Raw genomic sequence first — 19,806 nt, 5'->3', positions numbered from 1 at the left:
AAGGATTAATGCTTAAGCGCTGTAATGCAAGGTGCCCGCAACATAATGTCATCATTTAAGGTGATTTCAGATTAAGAAAAGGATGTTCCTCTAATAATTAAGGGGGAAAATACTGGCCCGACGAGAGGCTCGCCGGGCGCAGCGTTACAGCTGTGCTTCTATCTCCTTAATTTCTTTACGCCATTGTGCCTGTAGCTGCGGTTTTTGATGCTTTGGCTTCCGCGCCAGATCGTCTTCCAGCAATGTTTCCAGTGCGACAAGCCGTTCAAGCAGATCGTCAGAGGGGGATACAGGCATGGTCGTGGCATCGACGGGAGCTGGGGATGTTACCAGTCCCGCGCTTTCACGCAGCCGCTCGAATACCGATTCTGCATCATGCCATTCGCTCAGCTTTCCCTCTTCAATTAACCAGAAACGGTTGCAGCTTTGGCTAATTAATTGACGATCGTGGCTGACCAGCAGGACGCCGCCCTCAAACTGCTGCAGGGTTTGCGCCAGCGCCTCTTTGCCCTCCATGTCGAGATGGTTGGTCGGCTCATCGAGCATCAGCAGGCTATAGCGGGCAAGCGTCAGGCCGACAAACAGCAGTCGAGAGCGTTCGCCACCGCTGAGCGTACTGACGTTTTGTCCGTGACGCGCCCACGGAAATCCGGCGCTGATGAGCGCCATTTTTCTGTGTTGCGGGTCGGGCGCGAACGGCTCCAGCACGTCAAACAGCGTGGCGTCATCCGGCAGCTGGTTCAGCGTCTGATCGTAATAGCCAGCTGACACGCGTGGATGAAGTTTCAGCCCCGTATCGCTCTGCTCATCACTAAAACAGCGCCAGATAAGCTTCATCAGAGACGATTTTCCGCAGCCGTTACGACCCACAATCGCCACGCGATCGCCGCTTTTCAGACGCGCGATGTCGATGTTAAACAGCTCAGAAAGCCCCGGCGCAGGCGGCACGCCGAGGTTTTCTATCTCCAGCAGTCGGTCGGCGCGAAGCGCATCGCCGCGCAGGGTTAACGTCCACTGGCTGCCAGCCGTAAGCGCCGTCTGGCTCTCCTTCAGCCGTTCGACCTGTTTTTCCATCTGTTTGGCTTTCCGGGCCAGGTCTTCGTTATCGTAAACCTTGCCCCAGGTCGCCAGCCGCTTCGCGCTGGCGGTCACGCGGTCGATCTCCTTTTGCTCCGCCTTGTGGCGCTGCGCGTCGCTTTCATCTTTTGCTTCAAGCGCCTTGCGTGCGGCCGTGCAGGGAAGGGCAAAGTAGTGCAGCGTTTTATCGCGCAGGATCCAGCTGCCGTTTGTGACGGCATCCAGCAACTGTCGGTCGTGCGAGACCAGCACGAAGCTGCCTGACCAGTTCTGTAAAAAATGTTCCAGCCAGAGCATGGTCGGCAAATCGAGGTGGTTACTGGGTTCATCCAGCAGGAGCAGATCCGGCTCGTGAATCAACGCCCGCGCCAGCAGCAGCCGGGTGTGTTGCCCGCCGCTCAGCGTGGCGGAGCGCAGCGTCATATCCTGCGGGGTAAAGCCCATGCCAGCCAGCAGCGTTTCGGCTTTCCAGCGCAGGCTATCGCGCTCAGCTAAAGGCAGCTGTGCGAGTACGGCATCCAGCATGGTCAGCGGGAAAATAGCGTCCGGAAGATGTTGCTCAATGCGCGCCATCAGGCAGTGCCCGGCCAGCGCTACCGTACCGGCGGCGGGGGAGTCTGTGCCGTCCAGCACCTTTAAAAGCGTACTTTTTCCGCAGCCGTTATCGCCCAGCAGGCCAATGCGGTCGCCTTTTTTCAGCGTAAAAGAAAGGGAGTCGAAGAGCGTGCCAAACGCCGTATCAACACGTAAAGATTGTGCAGTGAGTAAAGTGCTCATTGTTGCTTACCCAAGAGTTACAGGCATATTTATGCCTCGTCAAACATCGCTGACGATAACTCAGTAAGCCCGAGAGAAGGGATTTCAGGGGTTGGTGTCTTCGCTCAAGCAGAAGTTATCGCAGCACGATACCGATAACGCTTGAGCGGGTGCGATCACCAAATGTATGTGAAACATTGAAAATTTCACAGTACAGCATAATTGGCCTCCTTATATATTCAGTAGGTTAATGGATGAAAGGAGTGTAGCGGGGGAAAGGGGGTTTGGCTAGTGGGATTCGATGATGCGGTCTGATGCCCTCACCCTAACCCTCTCCCACGGGGAGAGGGAACGGTCGGAGCGAATTAAATCGAGGTACGGCGATAGCTGCGGTATTCAGGCTTCCAGAAGTTATCGTCAATAGCCTGCTGCAGCGCGTCGGCAGAGGTTTTCACCGCCACGCCCTGCTGCTGCGCCATTTTACCTACCGCAAACGCGATAGCGCGCGACACCTTGTGGATGTCCTTCAGCTCAGGCAGTACCAGCCCTTCACCATCATTGACCAGCGGCGAGTGGCCCGCGAGGGTTTCGCTCGCGGACATCAGCATCTCATCGGTAATGCGAGACGCGCCGGAGGCGATCACGCCCAGACCAATACCCGGGAAGATATAGGAGTTGTTGCACTGGGCAATCGGATAGGTTTTATCCTTCCATACCACCGGATCGAACGGGCTGCCGGTCGCAACCAGCGCGTTACCTTCGGTCCAGGCGATGATGTCCTGCGGCGTCGCTTCTACGCGGGAGGTCGGGTTGGAAAGCGGCATCACGATAGGGCGCTCGCAGTGCTTGTGCATCTCACGAATAATCTCTTCCGTGAAGAGGCCGGTTTGTCCGGAAACGCCGATCAGAATATCCGGCTTCACGTTGCGCACCACGTCCAGCAGGGAGAGGACTTCGTTGTCAGTATCCCAGTTTTTCAGGTTCTCGCGTTTCTGCACCAGTTTGGTCTGGAACGGCAGCAGGTTCGGCATACCGTCGGTCAGCAGGCCGAAACGGTCAACCATAAACACGCGGGAGCGGGCCAGCTCTTCACTCAGGCCTTCACGCTGCGTCTGGGCAATAATCTGTTCGGCGATACCGCATCCTGCGGAGCCTGCCCCGAGGAAGACGATTTTCTGGTAGCTCAGCTGGCTGCCGGCTGCGCGGCTGGCGGCGATAAGCGTACCCACGGTCACGGCTGCGGTGCCCTGGATATCGTCGTTAAAGGAGCAGATCTCATCGCGATAGCGGTTCAGCAGCGGCATCGCGTTCTTCTGCGCAAAGTCTTCGAACTGCAGCAGCACGTCCGGCCAGCGGTGTTTCACGGCCTGGATGAAATCGTCGACAAACTGGTAGTACTCTTCGTCGGTAATACGCGGATGACGCCAGCCCATATACAGGGGATCGTTCAACAGCTGCTGGTTATTGGTGCCCACATCCAGCACTACCGGCAGGGTATACGCCGGGCTGATGCCGCCACAGGCGGTGTACAGTGACAGCTTACCGATCGGAATACCCATCCCGCCGATGCCCTGGTCACCCAGACCCAAAATGCGCTCGCCGTCAGTGACCACAATGACTTTGATGTTGTGGTTAGGCACGTTCTGCAGAATATCGTCCATGTTGTGACGGTTCTGGTAAGAAATGAATACCCCGCGGGAGCGACGGTAGATCTCAGAGAAACGCTCGCAGGCAGCACCCACGGTCGGGGTATAGATCACCGGCATCATCTCTTCCAGATGGTTCTGTACCAGGCGGTAGAAGAGGGTTTCATTGGTGTCCTGAATATTGCGCAGGTAGATGTGCTTGTCGATTTCGGTTTTGAAGCCCTGATACTGGATCCACGCGCGCTCTGCCTGTTCTTCGATGGTTTCAACCACTTCGGGCAGTAAACCCAGCAGGTTGAAGCTGCTGCGCTCTTCCATGCTAAAGGCGCTACCTTTGTTGAGCAGGGGGAATTCGAGTAAAACCGGTCCGGCATAAGGGATATATAAGGAACGATGTTTTTTCAGTTTGTTGTCCATGTCACTCACTCTTTTTTTGAAGATCCGTCCCTGACACTGCTGTTTGTCATCTTTCTGGCCTGTGCGATGGGGTGCGGTCGGGCGGTATTATAAAGGAGCTGAATATTAATTACCGCAACACATAAACAAAAACACCATCGGTTTTGCCGATGGTGTTCTCTGTCTCAGTCTGGAACTTACTTGCCCGCGTGGCGTTTTCTGCCGGTGGCGTGAGTGACTTGCGTTTCGTGGTCGCCTTCAATCACCACTTTACGCTGATTAGAAAGCTTGTAGTTCAGTCCCAGAATGTGGCGTGCCTGACGGTTCGATTTCATGTTAACTCCTCAATCCTGTTGATAGTTTTAAGGACCAGTTTGCTTACGCAAACGAAATGTAACCCCTTAGGTTGCAGATCCAGCTTAGCAGGTTTTTACAAAGGTGCGTTTCGCCCGCTGACGACGTAGTTAATGGTCTGCTGGTAGATGTCACTGAGGATGTCATTATCCGTGGATTCCACCCACCTGGTCAGTTCCATCAAAATGTCATCTTCAGTCACAGCACCGTGTTCGGCGTGAAGACCCTGCGCAATCGCGTTAACGAGTTCAGGTTGTGCTGCTGCAGTATTAGCCGGGTAATAAGTAAACATGCTGCCTCCGTGTCGTTGTCTGTTTAATGGTACGGCTCGCAAAAAATGTAATTCATAAACAGAATGGCAAATATTTTACCCGTTGTGGCTAAGATTCATCTTAGAAACGAAAATGTCATAAGTGCATGCTTTTATGCACTTTTAAAACGTGGGGATAAATGGACGTTGGGCAACGAGGATATTTTGGCGGTGCTCCTGCTATGGGGGAAATATAGCAGGAGCCGTTTTTAACTTACCACTTCATTTCGCCGGTATTTACTTTGGCGCTTAATTCCAGGGAGCTCTCTTCGGCAAGATCCGGGTACTGTTTTTTCATCGCGCCGATAACGCCCGCGGAGTCTTTGTTTGCGGATAAAGCCTGTTCAAAATGCTGCAGATAGCCACGCGTAAAATCAATCGCGCCCGTTCCGGCAGGCGGAGTCCCAAGATAGTGACCCGGGATCACGCGTTCAGGTTTGTGCGCAGCCATATTGTCCAGGGTTTGCTGCCACTGCTGGCGGCGAACAGGCGTCTGGGTATCTGCCGTCCAGACGTGAATACCCCAGGAGACACCGGTGCCACCGAGGATCGTTTTCGCAGACGGGATCCACACGTAAGCCGCGTAACTGTCTGGTTGTTCAATGTCGATCTTTTCCCCGTCAACCATAAACGTGGTTGAGGCGAGCACCTGCGGAACGACCAGCGTCGTTGGCGCGCCGTCTTTCATCTGCGGGCCCCAGAAGGCGAGTTTGGCGTCTTTGGTGGCCTTAATATGGTCAACCACCTGCTGCGTGGCCACCACTTTGGCATTCGGGAAGGCTTTTACCAGCGGTTGCAGACCAAAATAGAAATCCGGATCGCCGGAAGTGATCACAATCTTGTTCAGCGTTTTACCGCTGCGGCGAATTTTCTCCACCAGCGCTTCGCCATCTTTCACGCTGAACTGAGCGTCAAACAGAACGGCTTCTTTCGGGCCAGAGACCAGTGTGGAAGAGACCGCGAAAATGCCTTTTTCCTGCGGGTTATACGTGTCAATGGTCAACGGCGCGGCAAAAACAGCCGGTGTGAAAAGGGCGCAAAGCAGTGCAAGGCGAGTAAGCTTCATCATCATGTCTCTGTGGTTCAGGAAAGTCTCTATTGTACGGATATTTGTATTTGCCAGAATTCCTGAAACAAGACATGCTTAGTTTCATAAATCGAGCAAATGGAGCGTATATGGATCGCGTTATTGCCGCTCAGGTCTACAACCGGATATGCGAGCTGGGAAGTTTGAGCGCGGCGGCCCGCGCATTGGGGATCTCGCGACCGATGGTGAGCCGCTACCTGGAACAAATGGAAAAGTGGGCGGGAACACGGCTGGTTAACCGCTCCACGCGCAAGCTGACGCTGACCGCAGCCGGCGAAAAAGTGTTGCAGAAAACGCGGACGCTTTCGCAGCTCTCGCAGGAGATTGAGGGCCAGTCGGAGAAAGATTTGCCGTCAGGCACGCTGCGGGTCGCCTGTGCACACTTTACCGCCATGCACCTGATTGCGCCGGTGCTCCCCGGGCTGCTCGCGCGCTACCCGCAGCTGCGCATCGAGCTGGATGTGAACAACCACCCGGTGAGCCTGGTAGGGGAGCGTATTGATGTCGCCGTGCGCATTACCGACACCCCCGAACCGGGCATGATCGCCCGCCGACTGGGGGAGTGTCGTTCAGTCCTTTGCGCCTCGCCGGACTATCTTGCTCAGCACGGAACGCCTGTCAGTCCCGAAGATTTAGCGCAGCATAATTGCCTGCACTACAGCTTTTTCGCCGGGCAGTCCTGGCATTTTCTTACGCCGGAAGGTGAAAGCCTGAGCGTGGCCGTCAGCGGCAACCTGAGCGCCAGCATCTCATCGCTGTTGATGGACGCCGCGATTAACCACTGCGGTATCGCCATGTTGCCGGAGCGTGAGGCATCTGACGCGCTGGCGCAGGGATTACTGGTGCCGGTTCTGAGCGTGCTGGAGCCGAAACCGCTTGCCATCCATGGCATTTACCAGTCCCGGGAATATCAACCTGCCGCACTGCGCGCATTCCTTGATGCACTGGCGCAACATGTGTTCAGTGGCTAAGACTCTTCTGTCTTCGCCGCAGAATCTGAGTAGCCTTCTATACTTAACCCTTTGTAAGCCAAAAGGAGAGCAAGAATGACTATTCATAAGCACGGTTCAGCACACTGGTCTGGCGACATTAAACGCGGGAAAGGAACGGTTTCTACCGAGAGCGGCGTTCTCAATCAGCAGCCTTATGGCTTTAACACCCGCTTTGAGGGTGAAAAGGGGACCAACCCTGAGGAGCTGATTGGCGCAGCACACGCCGCCTGTTTCTCGATGGCGCTTTCGCTGATGCTGGGCGAGGCGGGCTATACCGCCGATTCCATTGATACCACTGCAGACGTCTCGCTGGATAAAACCGACGGCGGTTTTGCCATCACAAAGGTTGCGCTGAAAAGCAAGGTGACTGTTCCCGGCATCGCGCCTCAGCAGTTTGACGGCATCATTCAGAAAGCGAAAGCAGGCTGCCCGGTGTCGCAGCTGCTGAAAGCCGACATCACGCTCGATTACAAACTCAATTAAGCCCCAGCCGGGCTCGCGCCCGGCTATCCCTTCAGCGCGGCGGGGAATACCTCCGCCAGCCAGGCAATAAATACCTTCAGGCGGTGCGTTAAATGCCGGTTTTGGGGGTAAACCACATGAAACGGATAGGCAGCAGGGCGCCAGTCGCTCAGGATTGCCGTCAATGTTCCCGTCTGCAAATAGTGCTTTGCCGAATACTCAAAAGTCTGAACAATCCCAAGTCCCGCCGCGGCAGCCGCGAGATGGGCATTGCTTTCATTGACGCCGAGATAGTGTGGAATGCTGATTTCCAGCGCCTCGCCATCCTGTCTGAAGCGAAACGGAAAGGCCCGCCCGGTGACCGGAGAGAGATAGCTTATCAATTTGTGGCCGTTGCGCAGCTCCTGCGGATAGGCCGGGACGCCATGATTCTTCAGATAACCCGGCGTCGCGCAGGTAACCATTTCGGCATTGCCGAGATGTCGGGCAATAAGTGTTGAGTCGTTCAGCGGGCCGCCGCGAATAACACAGTCTACGTTACCGCTGATTAAGTCTACGGGCCGGTCGGCCACCCCAAGATCGATCCGGATATCCGGGTAGCGCTGCATGAAATCTGGTAGCAGGGGGATGAGCACGTCGCGGGCGGTGGAGCCGCCGATGTCGACGCGCAGATGCCCCTTTGGCGTCGCGCGAGAAACGCGAAAAGAGGTGTCAATATCTTCGATATCAATCAGCACCCTGAGTGCTTTTTCATAGTATTCCGCCCCCTCAGGCGTGGTGACGACCCGACGGGTGGTGCGGTGCAGGAGGCGGATCTCAAGATGCGTTTCGAGAGATTTCACCAGCTTGCTCAGGGTGGCTATCGGCATATTCAGCGAATCCGCCGCGCGCGTAAAACTGCCGGATTCCACCACCCGCGTAAAGGCACGCATTGCCATTAACTGGTCCATCAGGCCCTCTGATTATTTCTGTATGTGAATAGTCATTTTCATTTTTGCCCATTTTTCATTAATGCTGCAAGGGCTAAAGTTTGTTTAACGCGAGCGAAAGCGCGCAAATCAAACCCAACAAAAGGTAAATGACATGAACACGACTCTTTCAGGAAAAATTGCACTGGTAACCGGCGGCAGCACCGGTATTGGTCTTGCCACGGCGCAGGAGCTGGCGGCTCAGGGGGCGAAGGTGTACATCACCGGACGTCGTCAGGCCGAGCTGGACGCGGCGGTGGCTGAAATTGCTTCAACGGCAGTGGGCATTCGTGCGGATGTCTCTAAACTAGGCGATCTGGATGAGGTTTATGCCCGGATTGCAAAAGAGGAAGGCCGTCTGGATATCCTGTTCGCCAATGCGGGCGGCGGCGATATGCTGCCGCTGGGCGCGATCACCGAAGAGCAGTTTGACCGTATTTTCGGTACTAATGTCCGCGGCGTGCTCTTTACGGTGCAGAAGGCGCTGCCGCTCTTATCCGCCGGATCGTCGATTATTCTGACCGGCTCGACGGTCTCCATTAAGGGGACGGCAAACTTTAGCGTCTACAGCGCCAGTAAGGCCGCCGTTCGCAACTTTGCCCGCTCCTGGGCGCTGGATTTGCAGGGCCGCGGGATCCGCGTCAACGTGGTGAGTCCGGGCCCAATCAAAACCCCGGGTCTCGGTGATTTGGTGCCGGAAGAACACCGTCAGGGGCTGTACGATGCGCTGGCCGCGCAGGTCCCGCTCGGACGTTTAGGCGCGCCGGGTGAAGTAGGGAAAGCGGTGGCGTTCCTGGCCTCCGATGCGGCCAGCTTTATTAACGCCACCGAGCTGTTTGTGGACGGCGGGATGGCGCAAATCTAACCCAGGTTGCGCCAGCAGCGAACGTGACGGCCCTCGTGAGAGGGCTGTAAAGCCTGGGGATCTTCACACCCCTGCGTGGCCAGCGGGCAACGGTCGCGGAAAAAGCAGCCTTTGGGCAGGTGACGGTTTCCGGGAAGCTCCGTTTTGCGTAACGCCAGCGTTTCATCCAGCGGTTCACCGGTGCGGGGAACCGAATCGAGCAACAGACGGGTATAAGGATGGCGCGGTTCCCCCAGCACCTGGGCGGCGCTGCCCAGCTCCACAATCTGCCCGAGGTACATTACCGCCACGCGGTCACTCATGTGTCGGACCACCGAGACGTTATGCGAAATTAACACATAAGTCAGATTACGCTGCTGTTGCAGGGTCACCAGCAGATTGAGGATTTGCGCCTGCACGGAGATATCCAGCGCGCTGGTCGGTTCGTCGAGTACGATAATGTCCGGATCGGACGAGAGAGCCCGGGCGATGGCGATGCGCTGGCGCTGGCCACCGGAAAAGGCGTGCGGTAGCCGGTCGAGATATTCCGGACGAATGCCAACCTGCAACGCCAGGTTTTCCGCCATCTGTCGGCGTTCCCGTTCGGGGCTGCGTTTTTGCACCAACACCGGCTCGGTGATGATGCGCCAGACCGGCAAGCGCGGATCGAGCGACGAGAGCGGGTCCTGAAACACCATCTGCATGCCGCCCGCGTGGTTTACCCGCTGGTATGCCCCGGCGCTGGGCTTAAGCATGCCCATCAGCAGCTGGGCCAGCGTGCTTTTACCGCAGCCGGATTCCCCGACAATGCCCAGCGTTTCTCCCCGGCGGATCTGCAGATCGAGTCCGTTGAGCGCATGCACCTGCTCGGTGACGCGGCCCAGCCAGTTTTTACGTGCCGCAAAGTTTACGTGCACGCTATCAAGTTCCAGCAGCACATCAGACATGGGGTTTCTCCTGTTGCGGATACCAGCAGGCGGCCTGTTGGCCTTCTGCGCCATGGGGGTGTAAGCGCGGGGTTTCGCTGCATTTCGCCCCGGCGGCAAAGCAGCGATCGCGGAATGCGCATCCCTGCGGAAGCTGGCTGAGGTTGGGGACGGTGCCGGGGATGGCCGGGAGCAGATCGCGCGGCTGACCGTTCTCCGGCGCACACTTCAGCAGGCCAATGGAGTAGGGATGAACTGGGGCATGGATCAGCGTTTGCGTGGCGCCGCTCTCTATCACGCTACCGGCATACATCACATACATTCTGTCGCAGAGCTGGGATACCACGGCCATATCATGGCTGATAAACAGCACAGAGGTGCCGCTGGCCCGCGCCTTATGCTTCAGCAAGCGCAGCACCTGCAGCTGGACGGTAACGTCCAGTGCGGTGGTCGGTTCGTCGGCAATGATCAGCTCCGGCTCGCAGGAGAAGGCAAGGGCGATCATCACCCGCTGGCGCATGCCGCCGGAGAGTTCGAACGGATAACGCGCCATCACCTGGTGCGCGTCCGGGATTTGCATCTCTTCCAGCAGGGTAATCGCCTTTTGTTGCGCCTCCCGCCGGGAAAGTGGTCGATGCTGGCGGATCACCTCCACCATCTGTTTGCCAATCTGTCGCGTCGGATTGAGGGCGGTCATCGGCTCCTGAAAAATCATCGCCACTCTGGCGCCGCGCCACTGGCGGAGCTGTTTCTCAGATGCCGCGAGGACATTTTCACCCAGTAGCATCACCTGGCCCTGATGGATCCGGTAGCTGCCTTCCGGCAGCAGCCGCATGGCGAGCATTGCGGTCACGGATTTCCCCGATCCCGATTCGCCCACCACGCCGACGATCTCACCCCTTTTGATCTCCAGCGAGACGTTATTCAGCGCGTGGACCTCACCGCGAAAAATCGGGAAGCTCAGGTGCAGGTCTTCAATGCGTAATACCGATTCGGTCATGACTGTTTCCCTCCTGACTTCGGATCCAGCAGGTCGCGGATACCGTCACCGAACAGGTTAAAACCCACGGCGGTAATCAAAATGGCCGCACCGGGAAAGGCGCAATACCACCACTGGTCGAGAACGTAGTTACGGCCAACGGCCACCATCGCCCCCCATTCTGCGGTCGGCTGCTGTGCACCCAGGCCAATAAACCCCAGCGTCGCGGCCATCAGAATAGCGCTACCAATGTCCAGCGAAGCCTGCACAATCAGCGGCGGCAGGGCATTGCGCAGAATATGCCAGCGGATCAAATGCCAGCGCGATGCGCCAAACGTGCGGGCGGCCTGCACGTAGGTAAACTGGCGGACCACCAGCGTCTGGCCGCGCGCCAGACGGACGTAAAACGGAATGCGGACAATGGCGATCGCCAGCATGGCGTTAAACAGGCTCGGGCCGAGCGCGGCAGCCAGCGCCATGGTCAGCACCAGAGAGGGTATAGAGAGCATGATGTCCATCACCCGCATGATGATGGCGTCACCGCGCCCACCCAGTACGCCGGACAAACAGCCCAGCAGCGAGCCAATGCCGCCTGCAATCACCACCACCGCCAGCCCGGCGGCGATCGACTGCTGGCTGCCTGCCAGGACGCGGCTGAACAGATCGCGTCCCACTTCATCGGTACCAAACCAGTGTTGTGCGGACGGTGCCTGCAGACGGGCGGTCAGATCCAGCGCGTTCGGGTCATGCGGCACAATCCACGGTGAGGTCACCATCACCAGGAGCATCGCAATCATAATCACGCCGCCAACTATCGTGAGTGGGCTTTGACGCAGCATCCAGAACAGTTTTGCCCAGTTGATACGTTGTCTGGCAGTTTTAACCGGGACGGGCGTTTCCTGCGTTAACATCATTCGGCACCTCCGCGCCCAATTCGTGGGTCAATCCACAGATAAAGCAGATCGACCACCAGATTCACCAATACGTAGGCCAGAGAGACGACGACAGCGAAGCCCATCACGGCAGGGAAATCGAGCGCCTGAATGGACGTCACCACCCAGGCACCCATCCCCGGCCAGGCAAAGACGGTTTCGGTCAGTACTGCACCGTACAGCAGATCGCCCAGCGCCAGCCCGAGCACGGTAATCGACGGGATCATCGCATTGGGCAGAGCGTAACGCAGGACGATATACCAGCCAGGCAGGCCGCTGGCGCGCGCCGTGCGGATGTAGTCCTCGCTAAGCTGCTCCAGCATCGCGGAACGCACCTGACGCGCCACGATGCCCAGGTGAACAAACGCCAGCGTCAGCGAGGGTAAAATCAGATGCTGAAGCGCATTGAGAAAGACCTCGACGTTGCCCTCCAGCAGGGCATCCAGCAGGTAAAACCCGGTGACGTGCGTCGGCGGATCGAGCCAGTCGTCCAGTCTGCCGCCGCCCGGCAGGATCTGCAGGTGCCCGTAGAAAAGCACAATAACGCCCAGACCGAGCCAGAAGGCTGGTGTGGAAATGCCGGTCATCGCCATTAATCGCACCAGATGATCCAGCCAGCGGTTGCGATAGACCGCCGACAAAATCCCCAACGGCACGCCGATGACCAGCGCCAGTAGCAGGGAGCAAAAGGCCAGCTCCAGCGTGGCAGGGAAAAAGGCCTTCAGGTCTTGTGCAACCGGACGTCCGGTACGAATGGACGTGCCGAGATCGCCATGGGCGAGAGCATCGACGTAGCGACCAAACTGGATATACAGCGGCTGATCCAGCCCCAGTTGCTGGCGGATATTTTGCACGATGTCGTCGCTGGCACGGTCTCCGGCCAGCAGACGGGCCGGATCGCCGGGGATCATATGTGAAATAATAAAGGTAATGATACAGACACCGGCCACCACCAGGAGTAATCCCCAGCAGCGCTGGCGCACGATGCTCCAGAACGTCATACACTTTCCCCCGGCGAATTCGTTATTTACTCATGGTGGCGATGTTGAACACCTGCTCAAGCATCGGATTAAAGGTGAAGCCTTTAACCTCTTTGTTCATCGCCAGCTGATAGTTCTTCTGGAACAGATAAACGTAGGCCGCCTCGTCAATCACCACTTTTTGCGCCTGCTGGTAATCTTTGGTGCGTTCTGCCTGATCGGTGGTTTTCAGCGCGGCCTGCAGCAGCGAGTCGACCTCTTTGTTTTCATAGAATGAACGGTTGCCCGGCAGCCCTTTTTTGTCTGATTCGAACCAGTAGTTCATGAACATATAGGGGTCGGCAAAGTCCGGGCTCCAGTTACCGATCGCAATGTCGTAATCGCCTTTACCGACGCGGTCGCGCATGGTGGCGTTCGCCAGTTTCTCCAGCTTGACGTTAATGCCGATCTTGCCGAGGCTGGCCTGGGTTGAGAGGGCGATAGGCTCCCAGTTCGGATCGTTATCCGAGTAAAGGAAGGTCAGGCTGGCGGGCTTGTCTTTGACCTTCTCCAGCGCCGCTTTCGCTTTGGCCTCATCATAGCTGTACTGCATTGCCGTGGCGTCAAAGCCCCACATGCCTTCCGGGATCGGGCCGCGCATCTGCTTGCCGTTGCCGCTCAGAATGCCCTTCACCATGCCCTGGTAGTCCGTCGCCCATGAAATGGCTCGACGTAAATCCACCTGATTGAGCGGCGCTTTGCTGTTGTTGAGGTAGAGATAGGTCACGCGCAGGGACGGGTATTCCGCGACGGCGACTCTTCCTTCCTGCTTCAGGGCCGAGAGCTGATCGACCGGCAGGGAGTCGGCAATGTCCAGATCGCCGCGGGAAAGCTGCAATCGGCGGGAGGCGCTCTCTCCGATAATTTTTACCGATACACGCTTAAAGTGCGGTTTTTCACCCTGCCAGTGTGGGTTAGGCACCAGCACCAGCTGCTGGCCTTTCTGCCAGCTTTTGAGCATAAACGGCCCGGAACCGGCGGTGTTTTGCGCCAGGAAACCGCGCGCATCGTCCGCGGCATTTTCCTTCAGCACTGCCGGGTTAATGATGGATGCCCCGTCATTTGCCAGCGTGTAAAGGAAGGGAGCAAACGGCTGGCTAAGGGTGAATTTCACCGTATGGTCATCTACCGCATCAATTTTCAGATCTTTCGGGAAAGCTTCAGACGGCCCCTGGCCGAGCTTCAGCAGGCGCTCAAAAGAGCGTTTTACCGCGTCGGCGGTGACCGGCGTGCCGTCGGAGAATTTCGCGTTATCCGCCAGGGTAAAGGTCCACTCTTTCTGGTCGTCGGACGCTTTCCAGCCTGTCGAGAGATCGCCTTCCACCTCGGTAGAGCCTGGCTTGTACTTGACCAGACGCTGATAGGACGGATAGGTGACGGTCCAGTCGTTGTTATCAATGGTGATGGCAGGGTCGAGCGTTTGCGGGTCGGCGGCTTTACCAATCACCAGCATGTCTTTCGGGACGGCAGCCAGCGCCAGCGGAGCGTTCATTACCAGCGTGGCGGCGATCAGGGTCGTGAGAAGCGATGTTTTCATGGCAGTGCTCCAGGTTTAAAGAGGGGTGTGCGTCAGGGGAAAACAGGCAAAACGGTCATCAAGCAGCGGGTAGCTGGCGGCGTTCGGCAGTTCAAAGTGCCACCATTCGCTGCTGATACCGACAAAACCGCCACCGAACATGATGGCATTCAGCAGCAGACGGTTGCGCTGGGCGTGCGGCGGTACGGAAGGGTGATACGGATGCGAGCGGTCGTGCATTTCGTCAAAACCGGCGCCCATATCCAGCACGGTATTGTGTTCGTCCATCAGCGTGACGTCGATGGCCGTGCCGCGACTATGATTGGAGCCAATCGCCACGTCGACCACATATTCCGGGTTCGGGCAGGCATCCCACAGCTGGGCCTGCGCCTGCTGCGGTCGGTAGGCGTCGTACACCACCAGCTTCAGCCCGGCCAGCGTGGCAATGCTGATGGCTTTTGCCAGCGCGGTGGCGGCGTCGGTATGCAGCAGGCACAGCGCCTCCTGGTAGATCGGGCGACCGGTGATGTTGTCGGCAGTGGCGTACTTCAGATCGATATGCAGCGTGGGAAATGTCTTCGCCACATCAATCAGTTCACTCTCTTCGGGCATAGCTCCGCTCCTTTAGCGTTCGAATTGACCAAACTCTTGTTGTAATTGCCGGTTTACCGCCAGACGTGCCGGGAGCGCATCACCCAACGCTTCCACCACGCCTGACAGCAGCAGGTTGAACAAACAGCTCACGGGGGCAAGTGAATCCCAGAAATGACCGGTATCGGTTTTCACCTGCAGTAAGTCCATCGGATAATCCCGCGCCCACGGGCACCAGATGTCGGTGATTAAGGCCAGCGGAATGCCTTTTTCGCTCGCGACGCGGCAGTACTGGCGGGCCATCGCGGAGTAGGCGCGCGTATCGGTCAGCACGACATAAGGGTGCGAAAACCCCGAGTTGAGGGATTCCACCCAGCTTCCGGATGCCCCCTCCGAATAGCTCACGCGCGGGCGCAGGTACTCAAGGTGGCTGAAGAAGGCGTTGGCAATCCCGCGGGTGGACTGGATCCCCAGCACAAACACCGCATCCGCATGGGCCAGGTTGTGTACGACCTGGCGGAAGACGTCCGTTTGCGCGAGCTGATACACCTGCGTGATGGCGTCCACTTCCAGCGACAGGGCGTGCTGAAGGCGGTTGGGCAGGGGGCGCTGCTGTTGCCAGGAGTCCAGACGTTCGTTCATACCCCAGGGCTGATACGGATCGCGCAGGCTCTTTTTGACATCCTCCAGGTTGCGGTAGCCCAGCTTGCGCAGGAAGCGTCCCACGGTGATCCCGCTCGTCCCGCTCGCCTGACCGACGCTTTCAGCCGTTTCAAACGGTATCTGCGCGGCGTGGGCAAGCAACCAGCTTCCGACCCGTTTTTCGCTGGGCGTGAACTGGCTAAACATCGTTTCGATACGGCTCAACATCTCAGGTTTTGTCGTCATACCGCCTCGCTGTTAACACGCTGTCAAAAGCCGATCTTGTGTTACCTCGTTAACAATGCATGACGCGTGCCAGGAACACAGGCGAGGGAATGCCTGCTCTGCTGTAAACTTCATGCAATATTTAGTTAACGGATGATCAACATTTGTGCAGCGTAGTTCACTTTTGGTGCAGTGACAGAATCTGCACGTATGAATTTGGTGAATACGTCAGCCCGTTCACATTTTTGATAAGATAGAAACACAGTAGACATGAAAGGGATCCCGGCATGGCGAATTGGCCCAGGCGAGTCAGCGAGCATCTGATGGTGCTTGTTAAGAAAATAGCGATGGTGGTGGGGATCGTACTGGTCGTCCTGCTGGCAGTGCGGGTCTATCTCTCGCAGCAGGGGCCTGAACTGCATCTCTGGCATACCTGGCGGGCAGATGAGATGTCCGTACGCGAGCTCGATGGCGCCGACTTTGCCGGGTATGTTGCCCGCGAAAATGCCATTTTCGCCGATCTTAATACCGCGGTGACGGCAAAAACAGAGCATGAGGAACAAACGCCGCTAAACCGCTATTACCGCCAGAGCCTGGTCTGGCCGGGTCAGTTTTCACCGGATGCCAACCGCTCTTTTGTACTCATGCCAGCCGGAAAGCCGCGCGGCGCGGTGGTGTTGCTCCATGGACTGACGGATTCACCCTATAGCGTCAGACATCTTGCTCAGAATTATCAGGCCCACGGCTTTGTGGCCGTGGTTCCGCGCCTGCCCGGACACGGCACCGCGCCTGGCGCGCTGACGGACGTTGACTGGGAGATGTGGCTGGCGGCGACGCGCCTTGCCGTTCGGGAAGCGACGCGTCTGGCGGGAGAAAATGTGCCCCTGCATCTGGTGGGCTATTCCAACGGCGGGGCGCTGGCGATGAAATATGCCCTCGATGCACTTGACGCGCCAGCGCTGCGTAAGCCGCAGCAGCTGGTGCTGCTGTCGCCGATGATCGGCGTGACGGCATTCGCACGATTCGCCGGTTTCGCCGGGTTACCGGCGCTGCTCCCGGCGTTTGCCAAAGCGGCGTGGCTGAATATTTCCCCGGAATATAACCCGTATAAATACAACTCGTTCCCGGTGAACGCCGCCCGCCAGTCGTGGCTGTTGACGAAGGCGCTGCAGGAGCAGATTGGCCGGGAGGCGCGGGAAAACAGGCTGGCAACGCTGCCGCCGGTTCTGGCATTCCAGTCGGTGATGGACTCGACCGTCAGCACCCGCGCGGTGGTAAGCGGGCTATTTGACCAGCTTCCGGCAAACGGCAGTGAACTGGTGGTATTTGATATCAACCAGGCGGCGAGCTTCCGTCCGCTGTTCAAGCCCTCGTCCTGGACGGCCACCTCAGCGCTGCTGCCTACTGCCGATCGACGTTACACTGTCACGATTATTACCAATGCGAATGAACACAGTTTCTCAACGGTAGCGAAAATCACCCCGGCAGGAAGCACTCACGAGACGGTCGTGCCGCTTGGGCAGTCCTGGCCGCAGGATGTCTATTCCCTGTCGCACGTTGCGGTGCCGTTCCCGCCGAATGACGATCTCTATGGCCGGGAGCCTGACGTAAAAAACCGCTACGGCATTAGCCTGGGGACGATAGCGCTCTGGGGGGAAACCTCTGTGTTGAGCGTCGGGAAAGAGGCGCTTATGCGGGTCACCTCAAACCCGTTCTACGGCTACATGGAGGAGAGGATCAACAGCCGAATCGGGGATGAGAAAAAGTAACGTTCTTCTGTTGTGTGAATATGTTAGGTCGCAATGATTAAGTATGTTAAATAATACCTTCAAGGCACCTCTCTCATCGGAACCCGTTTTGTGCTGACGACTCTCATTTACCGAAGCCAGTTGAATTTATCCCACCCGTCAACCGAACTCCGGGAGGTGGTGGAGCGCGCCAGACGCCGTAACGCGAAGCTGAATATAACCGGTGTGCTCCTCTCTAAAGGGGATGACGTTCTGCAAATTCTTGAAGGTTCCGAAGAGGGCGTGGTCAGGCTGTTCAATAAAATCCGTGATGACAAGCGGCACAGCGGAGTGGTTGAACTGATGCGGGATTATGGCCCGCGCAGACGATTCGAAAACGTCGGGATGCTGCTGTTCGATCTGCAGACGCAGTCGCCGAAAGAGGTGCTGCAATCGGTGCTGCGTTACAGCAAACTCGACAGTTACCTGGCCTCCGATGACCGCGTATTCAAATTTATTCAGACGTTTATTACAGATAAGCGTCCGAACCCGTCGGGTGGACGTTACGATCCGGCAAAGTGGGCGCTCGAACCCGAAACCTTACCCTTTGGCGAGTCTCTGGGCCTGATTGCCGCGCAAACCTGTCAATTTGCGCTTCAACCGATTGTTGAGCCTTCGGAAGGCAAGATCAGCTCCCTTGAAGCTCTTATCCGCAGCAATGACGGCGGCAGTCCGGACCAGTTCTTCCGCGCCCTTGACCCGGACACCCTCTATCAGGTCGATCTCCAGACGAAAGCCTATGCCTTTGCGCTGGCGGAAAAGCTGGGGATTGGCAGCCACAAAATTGCGGTCAACCTGTTGCCGATGTCGCTGGTGAATGTCCCTGGCGCAGTGGAATTTCTGGTCGGTGAGATTAAAAAACACGGGCTTCAGCCAGAGCAGGTGGTGCTGGAAATCACTGAAAACGAGATGATATCCGGACTGAATCAGTTCAACAGCGCCATTAAACAACTTCGCGGTGAGGGGGTTGGCATGGCGATTGATGATTTTGGTTCCGGCTATGCCGGTCTCTCTCTGCTGACGCGCTTCCAGCCGGATAAAATTAAGATTGACCGGGAGATTATCAGCGATATTCACCTGAGCGGTCCGAAACAGGCGATTGTACGCTCGATTATTAGCTGCTGCTCCGATCTCGAAATCACCCTGGTGGCGGAAGGTATCGAGAAAATAGAGGAGTGGTGCTGGCTCGAATCTGCTGGGATCCGCCGCTTCCAGGGCTTCCTGTTTGCCCGCCCGCTGCTTAACGGCGTCGGAGATATTCACTGGCCGCACCTGGTGCGTTAAGGCAATTTTCCACTCGCGTTATTTCCCCGTCGTCCTGCCTGTGCTTAAATAGCTAAAACGGTTTAACATAGTTTAGCTTCGAGGTTCACATGGAAAAAATCTGGGTACTGGGTGATGCGGTGGTGGATCTGCTGCCTGATGGAGAAGGGAGATTACTGCAATGTCCGGGTGGCGCCCCGGCAAACGTTGCGGTCGGTATTGCCCGCCTGGGGGGGCGTAGCGCGTTTATCGGCAGAGTTGGAGACGATCCTTTCGGGCGCTTTATGGCTCACACACTGGCTGACGAGCGGGTCGATGTGCAGTGGATGCGCCTTGACCCGGCACACCGCACCTCAACGGTGGTGGTCGATCTCGACGAACAGGGCGAACGTTCGTTTACCTTTATGGTGCGCCCGAGCGCCGATCTGTTTCTGGAACCTGCCGATCTGCCTACCTTCAGCCAGGGTGAATGGCTGCACGTCTGCTCCATCGCGCTAAGCGCTGAACCCAGCCGCAGTGCGGCCTTTCAGGCGATGGATGCCATCAGGAAGGCGGGCGGTTACGTCAGTTTTGACCCCAATATACGCCCGGATCTCTGGCCGGATGAAACCGCACTTCGACGCAGCCTTGAAGAGGCGCTGCAACGTGCTGATGTGGTGAAACTCTCCGTCGAGGAACTGGCATTTTTAACCGGTGAGGAGCAGGTGCACGCCGGTCTGGCTGCACTCATGCGCCGCTGTCCGGCGCGGCGGGTGCTCGTCACGCAGGGTAAAGAGGGCGTTATTGCCTGGCATGAAGGCACCGTGAACCACTATCCGGCAACCCCGGTTAAGTGTGTAGATACCACCGGCGCGGGGGATGCCTTCGTCGCCGGTCTGCTCTACGGGCTGGCCGCCGGTCTTGAACTGGTTCCCGCCATCACCTTAGCCCAGCGCTGCGGCGCGCTAGCCACCACCGCGAAAGGGGCGATGACCGCCTTGCCCTGGCAGCACGAGCTGTAATTTCTCCCTTTACTGGCCGTCGGTTGACGGCCT

At 57.3% G+C, this 19,806-nt stretch carries 19 protein-coding genes; 6 read left to right on the top strand and 13 right to left on the bottom strand.

All coding sequences use genetic code 11. From position 1 onward, the window contains the following. Window positions 1–144 precede the first annotated feature (144 nt). From L3068_RS12115 to L3068_RS12095, 5 genes are all read right to left on the bottom strand, one after another. Complete coding sequence (locus L3068_RS12115; protein WP_214602752.1) at window positions 145–1,854, bottom strand: ABC-F family ATP-binding cassette domain-containing protein; 1,710 nt, start codon at window positions 1,852–1,854, stop codon at window positions 145–147. Between the two features lie 344 nt (window positions 1,855–2,198). Next, window positions 2,199–3,896, bottom strand: coding sequence for an NAD-dependent malic enzyme (locus L3068_RS12110; protein WP_014883904.1), 1,698 nt, complete (start codon window positions 3,894–3,896; stop codon window positions 2,199–2,201). Window positions 3,897–4,072: 176 nt separating this feature from the next. After that, window positions 4,073–4,210: a stationary-phase-induced ribosome-associated protein gene (sra, locus tag L3068_RS12105; RefSeq protein ID WP_008501714.1), complete on the bottom strand. Its 138-nt coding sequence runs from the start codon at window positions 4,208–4,210 to the stop codon at window positions 4,073–4,075. A 95-nt stretch (window positions 4,211–4,305) separates the two neighbouring features. Beyond that, on the bottom strand, window positions 4,306–4,521 hold the full coding sequence (bdm, locus tag L3068_RS12100) for a biofilm-dependent modulation protein (RefSeq protein WP_023337329.1): 216 nt from the start codon (window positions 4,519–4,521) through the stop codon (window positions 4,306–4,308). 232 nt (window positions 4,522–4,753) lie between these two features. Further along, entirely contained in the window at window positions 4,754–5,605 is an 852-nt protein-coding gene (locus L3068_RS12095) for a Vmh family MBL fold metallo-hydrolase (protein WP_117581744.1), read from the bottom strand. A gap of 110 nt (window positions 5,606–5,715) precedes the next feature. Here L3068_RS12095 and L3068_RS12090 point away from each other — a divergent pair, with 110 nt between their 5' ends. Together L3068_RS12090 and L3068_RS12085 are read left to right on the top strand one after the other, a co-directional pair. Then, on the top strand, window positions 5,716–6,597 hold the full coding sequence (locus L3068_RS12090; RefSeq protein ID WP_014883901.1) for a LysR family transcriptional regulator: 882 nt from the start codon (window positions 5,716–5,718) through the stop codon (window positions 6,595–6,597). 75 nt (window positions 6,598–6,672) lie between these two features. Next, window positions 6,673–7,101 carry an OsmC family protein gene (locus L3068_RS12085; RefSeq protein ID WP_014883900.1) on the top strand — a complete coding sequence of 143 codons (429 nt, stop codon included), beginning with the start codon at window positions 6,673–6,675 and terminating at the stop codon, window positions 7,099–7,101. 23 nt (window positions 7,102–7,124) lie between these two features. Here the strand turns inward: L3068_RS12085 and L3068_RS12080 are convergent, their stop codons facing one another. Next, a complete protein-coding gene (locus L3068_RS12080) occupies window positions 7,125–8,030 on the bottom strand; it encodes a LysR family transcriptional regulator (protein ID WP_014883899.1) in 906 nt (301 codons plus the stop codon). 133 nt (window positions 8,031–8,163) lie between these two features. Between L3068_RS12080 and L3068_RS12075 the strand changes: the two genes are divergently transcribed. Next, on the top strand, window positions 8,164–8,913 hold the full coding sequence (locus L3068_RS12075) for an SDR family NAD(P)-dependent oxidoreductase (protein WP_023337325.1): 750 nt from the start codon (window positions 8,164–8,166) through the stop codon (window positions 8,911–8,913). Here the strand turns inward: L3068_RS12075 and L3068_RS12070 are convergent. The 7 genes from L3068_RS12070 to L3068_RS12040 are packed head-to-tail and all read right to left on the bottom strand — an operon-like array spanning window position 8,910 to window position 15,743. Beyond that, entirely contained in the window at window positions 8,910–9,839 is a 930-nt protein-coding gene (locus L3068_RS12070) for an oligopeptide/dipeptide ABC transporter ATP-binding protein (protein WP_088126724.1), read from the bottom strand. The two genes, L3068_RS12075 and L3068_RS12070, sit on opposite strands and share 4 nt — an antisense overlap. After that, complete coding sequence (locus L3068_RS12065) at window positions 9,832–10,818, bottom strand: ABC transporter ATP-binding protein (protein ID WP_014883896.1); 987 nt, start codon at window positions 10,816–10,818, stop codon at window positions 9,832–9,834. The genes L3068_RS12070 and L3068_RS12065 overlap by 8 nt, the downstream gene beginning before the upstream one ends. Further along, on the bottom strand, window positions 10,815–11,711 hold the full coding sequence (ddpC, locus tag L3068_RS12060; protein WP_014883895.1) for a D,D-dipeptide ABC transporter permease: 897 nt from the start codon (window positions 11,709–11,711) through the stop codon (window positions 10,815–10,817). The genes L3068_RS12065 and ddpC overlap by 4 nt, the downstream gene beginning before the upstream one ends. Then, entirely contained in the window at window positions 11,708–12,730 is a 1,023-nt protein-coding gene (locus L3068_RS12055; protein ID WP_014883894.1) for an ABC transporter permease, read from the bottom strand. Before L3068_RS12055 ends, ddpC begins: the two co-directional genes overlap by 4 nt. Window positions 12,731–12,752: 22 nt before the next feature. After that, window positions 12,753–14,285, bottom strand: a complete 1,533-nt coding sequence (locus tag L3068_RS12050) for an ABC transporter substrate-binding protein (RefSeq protein ID WP_117581738.1) — start codon at window positions 14,283–14,285, stop codon at window positions 12,753–12,755. A 15-nt stretch (window positions 14,286–14,300) separates the two neighbouring features. Further along, window positions 14,301–14,876, bottom strand: a complete 576-nt coding sequence (ddpX, locus tag L3068_RS12045; RefSeq protein WP_014883892.1) for a D-alanyl-D-alanine dipeptidase — start codon at window positions 14,874–14,876, stop codon at window positions 14,301–14,303. Window positions 14,877–14,888: 12 nt separating this feature from the next. Continuing rightward, the gene (locus L3068_RS12040; RefSeq protein WP_014883891.1) at window positions 14,889–15,743 is read right to left on the bottom strand and encodes a MurR/RpiR family transcriptional regulator; all 855 of its coding nucleotides are present in this window, start codon (window positions 15,741–15,743) and stop codon (window positions 14,889–14,891) included. A gap of 266 nt (window positions 15,744–16,009) precedes the next feature. Between L3068_RS12040 and L3068_RS12035 the strand changes: the two genes are divergently transcribed. From L3068_RS12035 to cscK, 3 genes are all read left to right on the top strand, one after another. Continuing rightward, window positions 16,010–17,491: an alpha/beta hydrolase gene (locus L3068_RS12035; RefSeq protein WP_117581736.1), complete on the top strand. Its 1,482-nt coding sequence runs from the start codon at window positions 16,010–16,012 to the stop codon at window positions 17,489–17,491. A 90-nt stretch (window positions 17,492–17,581) separates the two neighbouring features. Further along, window positions 17,582–18,793 (top strand): diguanylate phosphodiesterase, encoded by a 1,212-nt coding sequence (locus L3068_RS12030; RefSeq protein ID WP_023330455.1) that lies wholly within the window; start codon window positions 17,582–17,584, stop codon window positions 18,791–18,793. Between the two features lie 89 nt (window positions 18,794–18,882). After that, complete coding sequence (gene cscK / locus L3068_RS12025; RefSeq protein WP_014883888.1) at window positions 18,883–19,773, top strand: fructokinase; 891 nt, start codon at window positions 18,883–18,885, stop codon at window positions 19,771–19,773. The last annotated feature ends 33 nt before the right edge of the window (window positions 19,774–19,806 follow it).

Origin of the sequence: Enterobacter cloacae complex sp. ECL414 (genome assembly GCF_021869685.1) — a bacterium.
GTDB lineage: Bacteria > Pseudomonadota > Gammaproteobacteria > Enterobacterales > Enterobacteriaceae > Enterobacter > Enterobacter kobei.
Note: the sequence above shows the minus strand (reverse complement) of the source record. Positions and strands in the feature narration are given on the sequence as shown.

Bases quoted from the DNA above. Each gene is read 5' to 3' on its own strand.
- bdm (WP_023337329.1), bottom strand. From the start codon at position 4,521: ATGTTTACTTATTACCCGGCTAATACTGCAGCAGCACAACCTGAACTC.
- L3068_RS12080 (WP_014883899.1), bottom strand. From the start codon at position 8,030: ATGGACCAGTTAATGGCAATGCGTGCCTTTACGCGGGTGGTGGAATCC.
- L3068_RS12065 (WP_014883896.1), bottom strand. From the start codon at position 10,818: ATGACCGAATCGGTATTACGCATTGAAGACCTGCACCTGAGCTTCCCG.
- L3068_RS12075 (WP_023337325.1), top strand. From the start codon at position 8,164: ATGAACACGACTCTTTCAGGAAAAATTGCACTGGTAACCGGCGGCAGC.
- cscK (WP_014883888.1), top strand. From the start codon at position 18,883: ATGGAAAAAATCTGGGTACTGGGTGATGCGGTGGTGGATCTGCTGCCT.
- L3068_RS12085 (WP_014883900.1), top strand. From the start codon at position 6,673: ATGACTATTCATAAGCACGGTTCAGCACACTGGTCTGGCGACATTAAA.
- ddpX (WP_014883892.1), bottom strand. From the start codon at position 14,876: ATGCCCGAAGAGAGTGAACTGATTGATGTGGCGAAGACATTTCCCACG.
- L3068_RS12040 (WP_014883891.1), bottom strand. From the start codon at position 15,743: ATGACGACAAAACCTGAGATGTTGAGCCGTATCGAAACGATGTTTAGC.
- sra (WP_008501714.1), bottom strand. From the start codon at position 4,210: ATGAAATCGAACCGTCAGGCACGCCACATTCTGGGACTGAACTACAAG.
- L3068_RS12050 (WP_117581738.1), bottom strand. From the start codon at position 14,285: ATGAAAACATCGCTTCTCACGACCCTGATCGCCGCCACGCTGGTAATG.
- ddpC (WP_014883895.1), bottom strand. From the start codon at position 11,711: ATGATGTTAACGCAGGAAACGCCCGTCCCGGTTAAAACTGCCAGACAA.
- L3068_RS12095 (WP_117581744.1), bottom strand. From the start codon at position 5,605: ATGAAGCTTACTCGCCTTGCACTGCTTTGCGCCCTTTTCACACCGGCT.
- L3068_RS12070 (WP_088126724.1), bottom strand. From the start codon at position 9,839: ATGTCTGATGTGCTGCTGGAACTTGATAGCGTGCACGTAAACTTTGCG.
- L3068_RS12055 (WP_014883894.1), bottom strand. From the start codon at position 12,730: ATGACGTTCTGGAGCATCGTGCGCCAGCGCTGCTGGGGATTACTCCTG.
- L3068_RS12115 (WP_214602752.1), bottom strand. From the start codon at position 1,854: ATGAGCACTTTACTCACTGCACAATCTTTACGTGTTGATACGGCGTTT.
- L3068_RS12090 (WP_014883901.1), top strand. From the start codon at position 5,716: ATGGATCGCGTTATTGCCGCTCAGGTCTACAACCGGATATGCGAGCTG.
- L3068_RS12110 (WP_014883904.1), bottom strand. From the start codon at position 3,896: ATGGACAACAAACTGAAAAAACATCGTTCCTTATATATCCCTTATGCC.
- L3068_RS12035 (WP_117581736.1), top strand. From the start codon at position 16,010: ATGGCGAATTGGCCCAGGCGAGTCAGCGAGCATCTGATGGTGCTTGTT.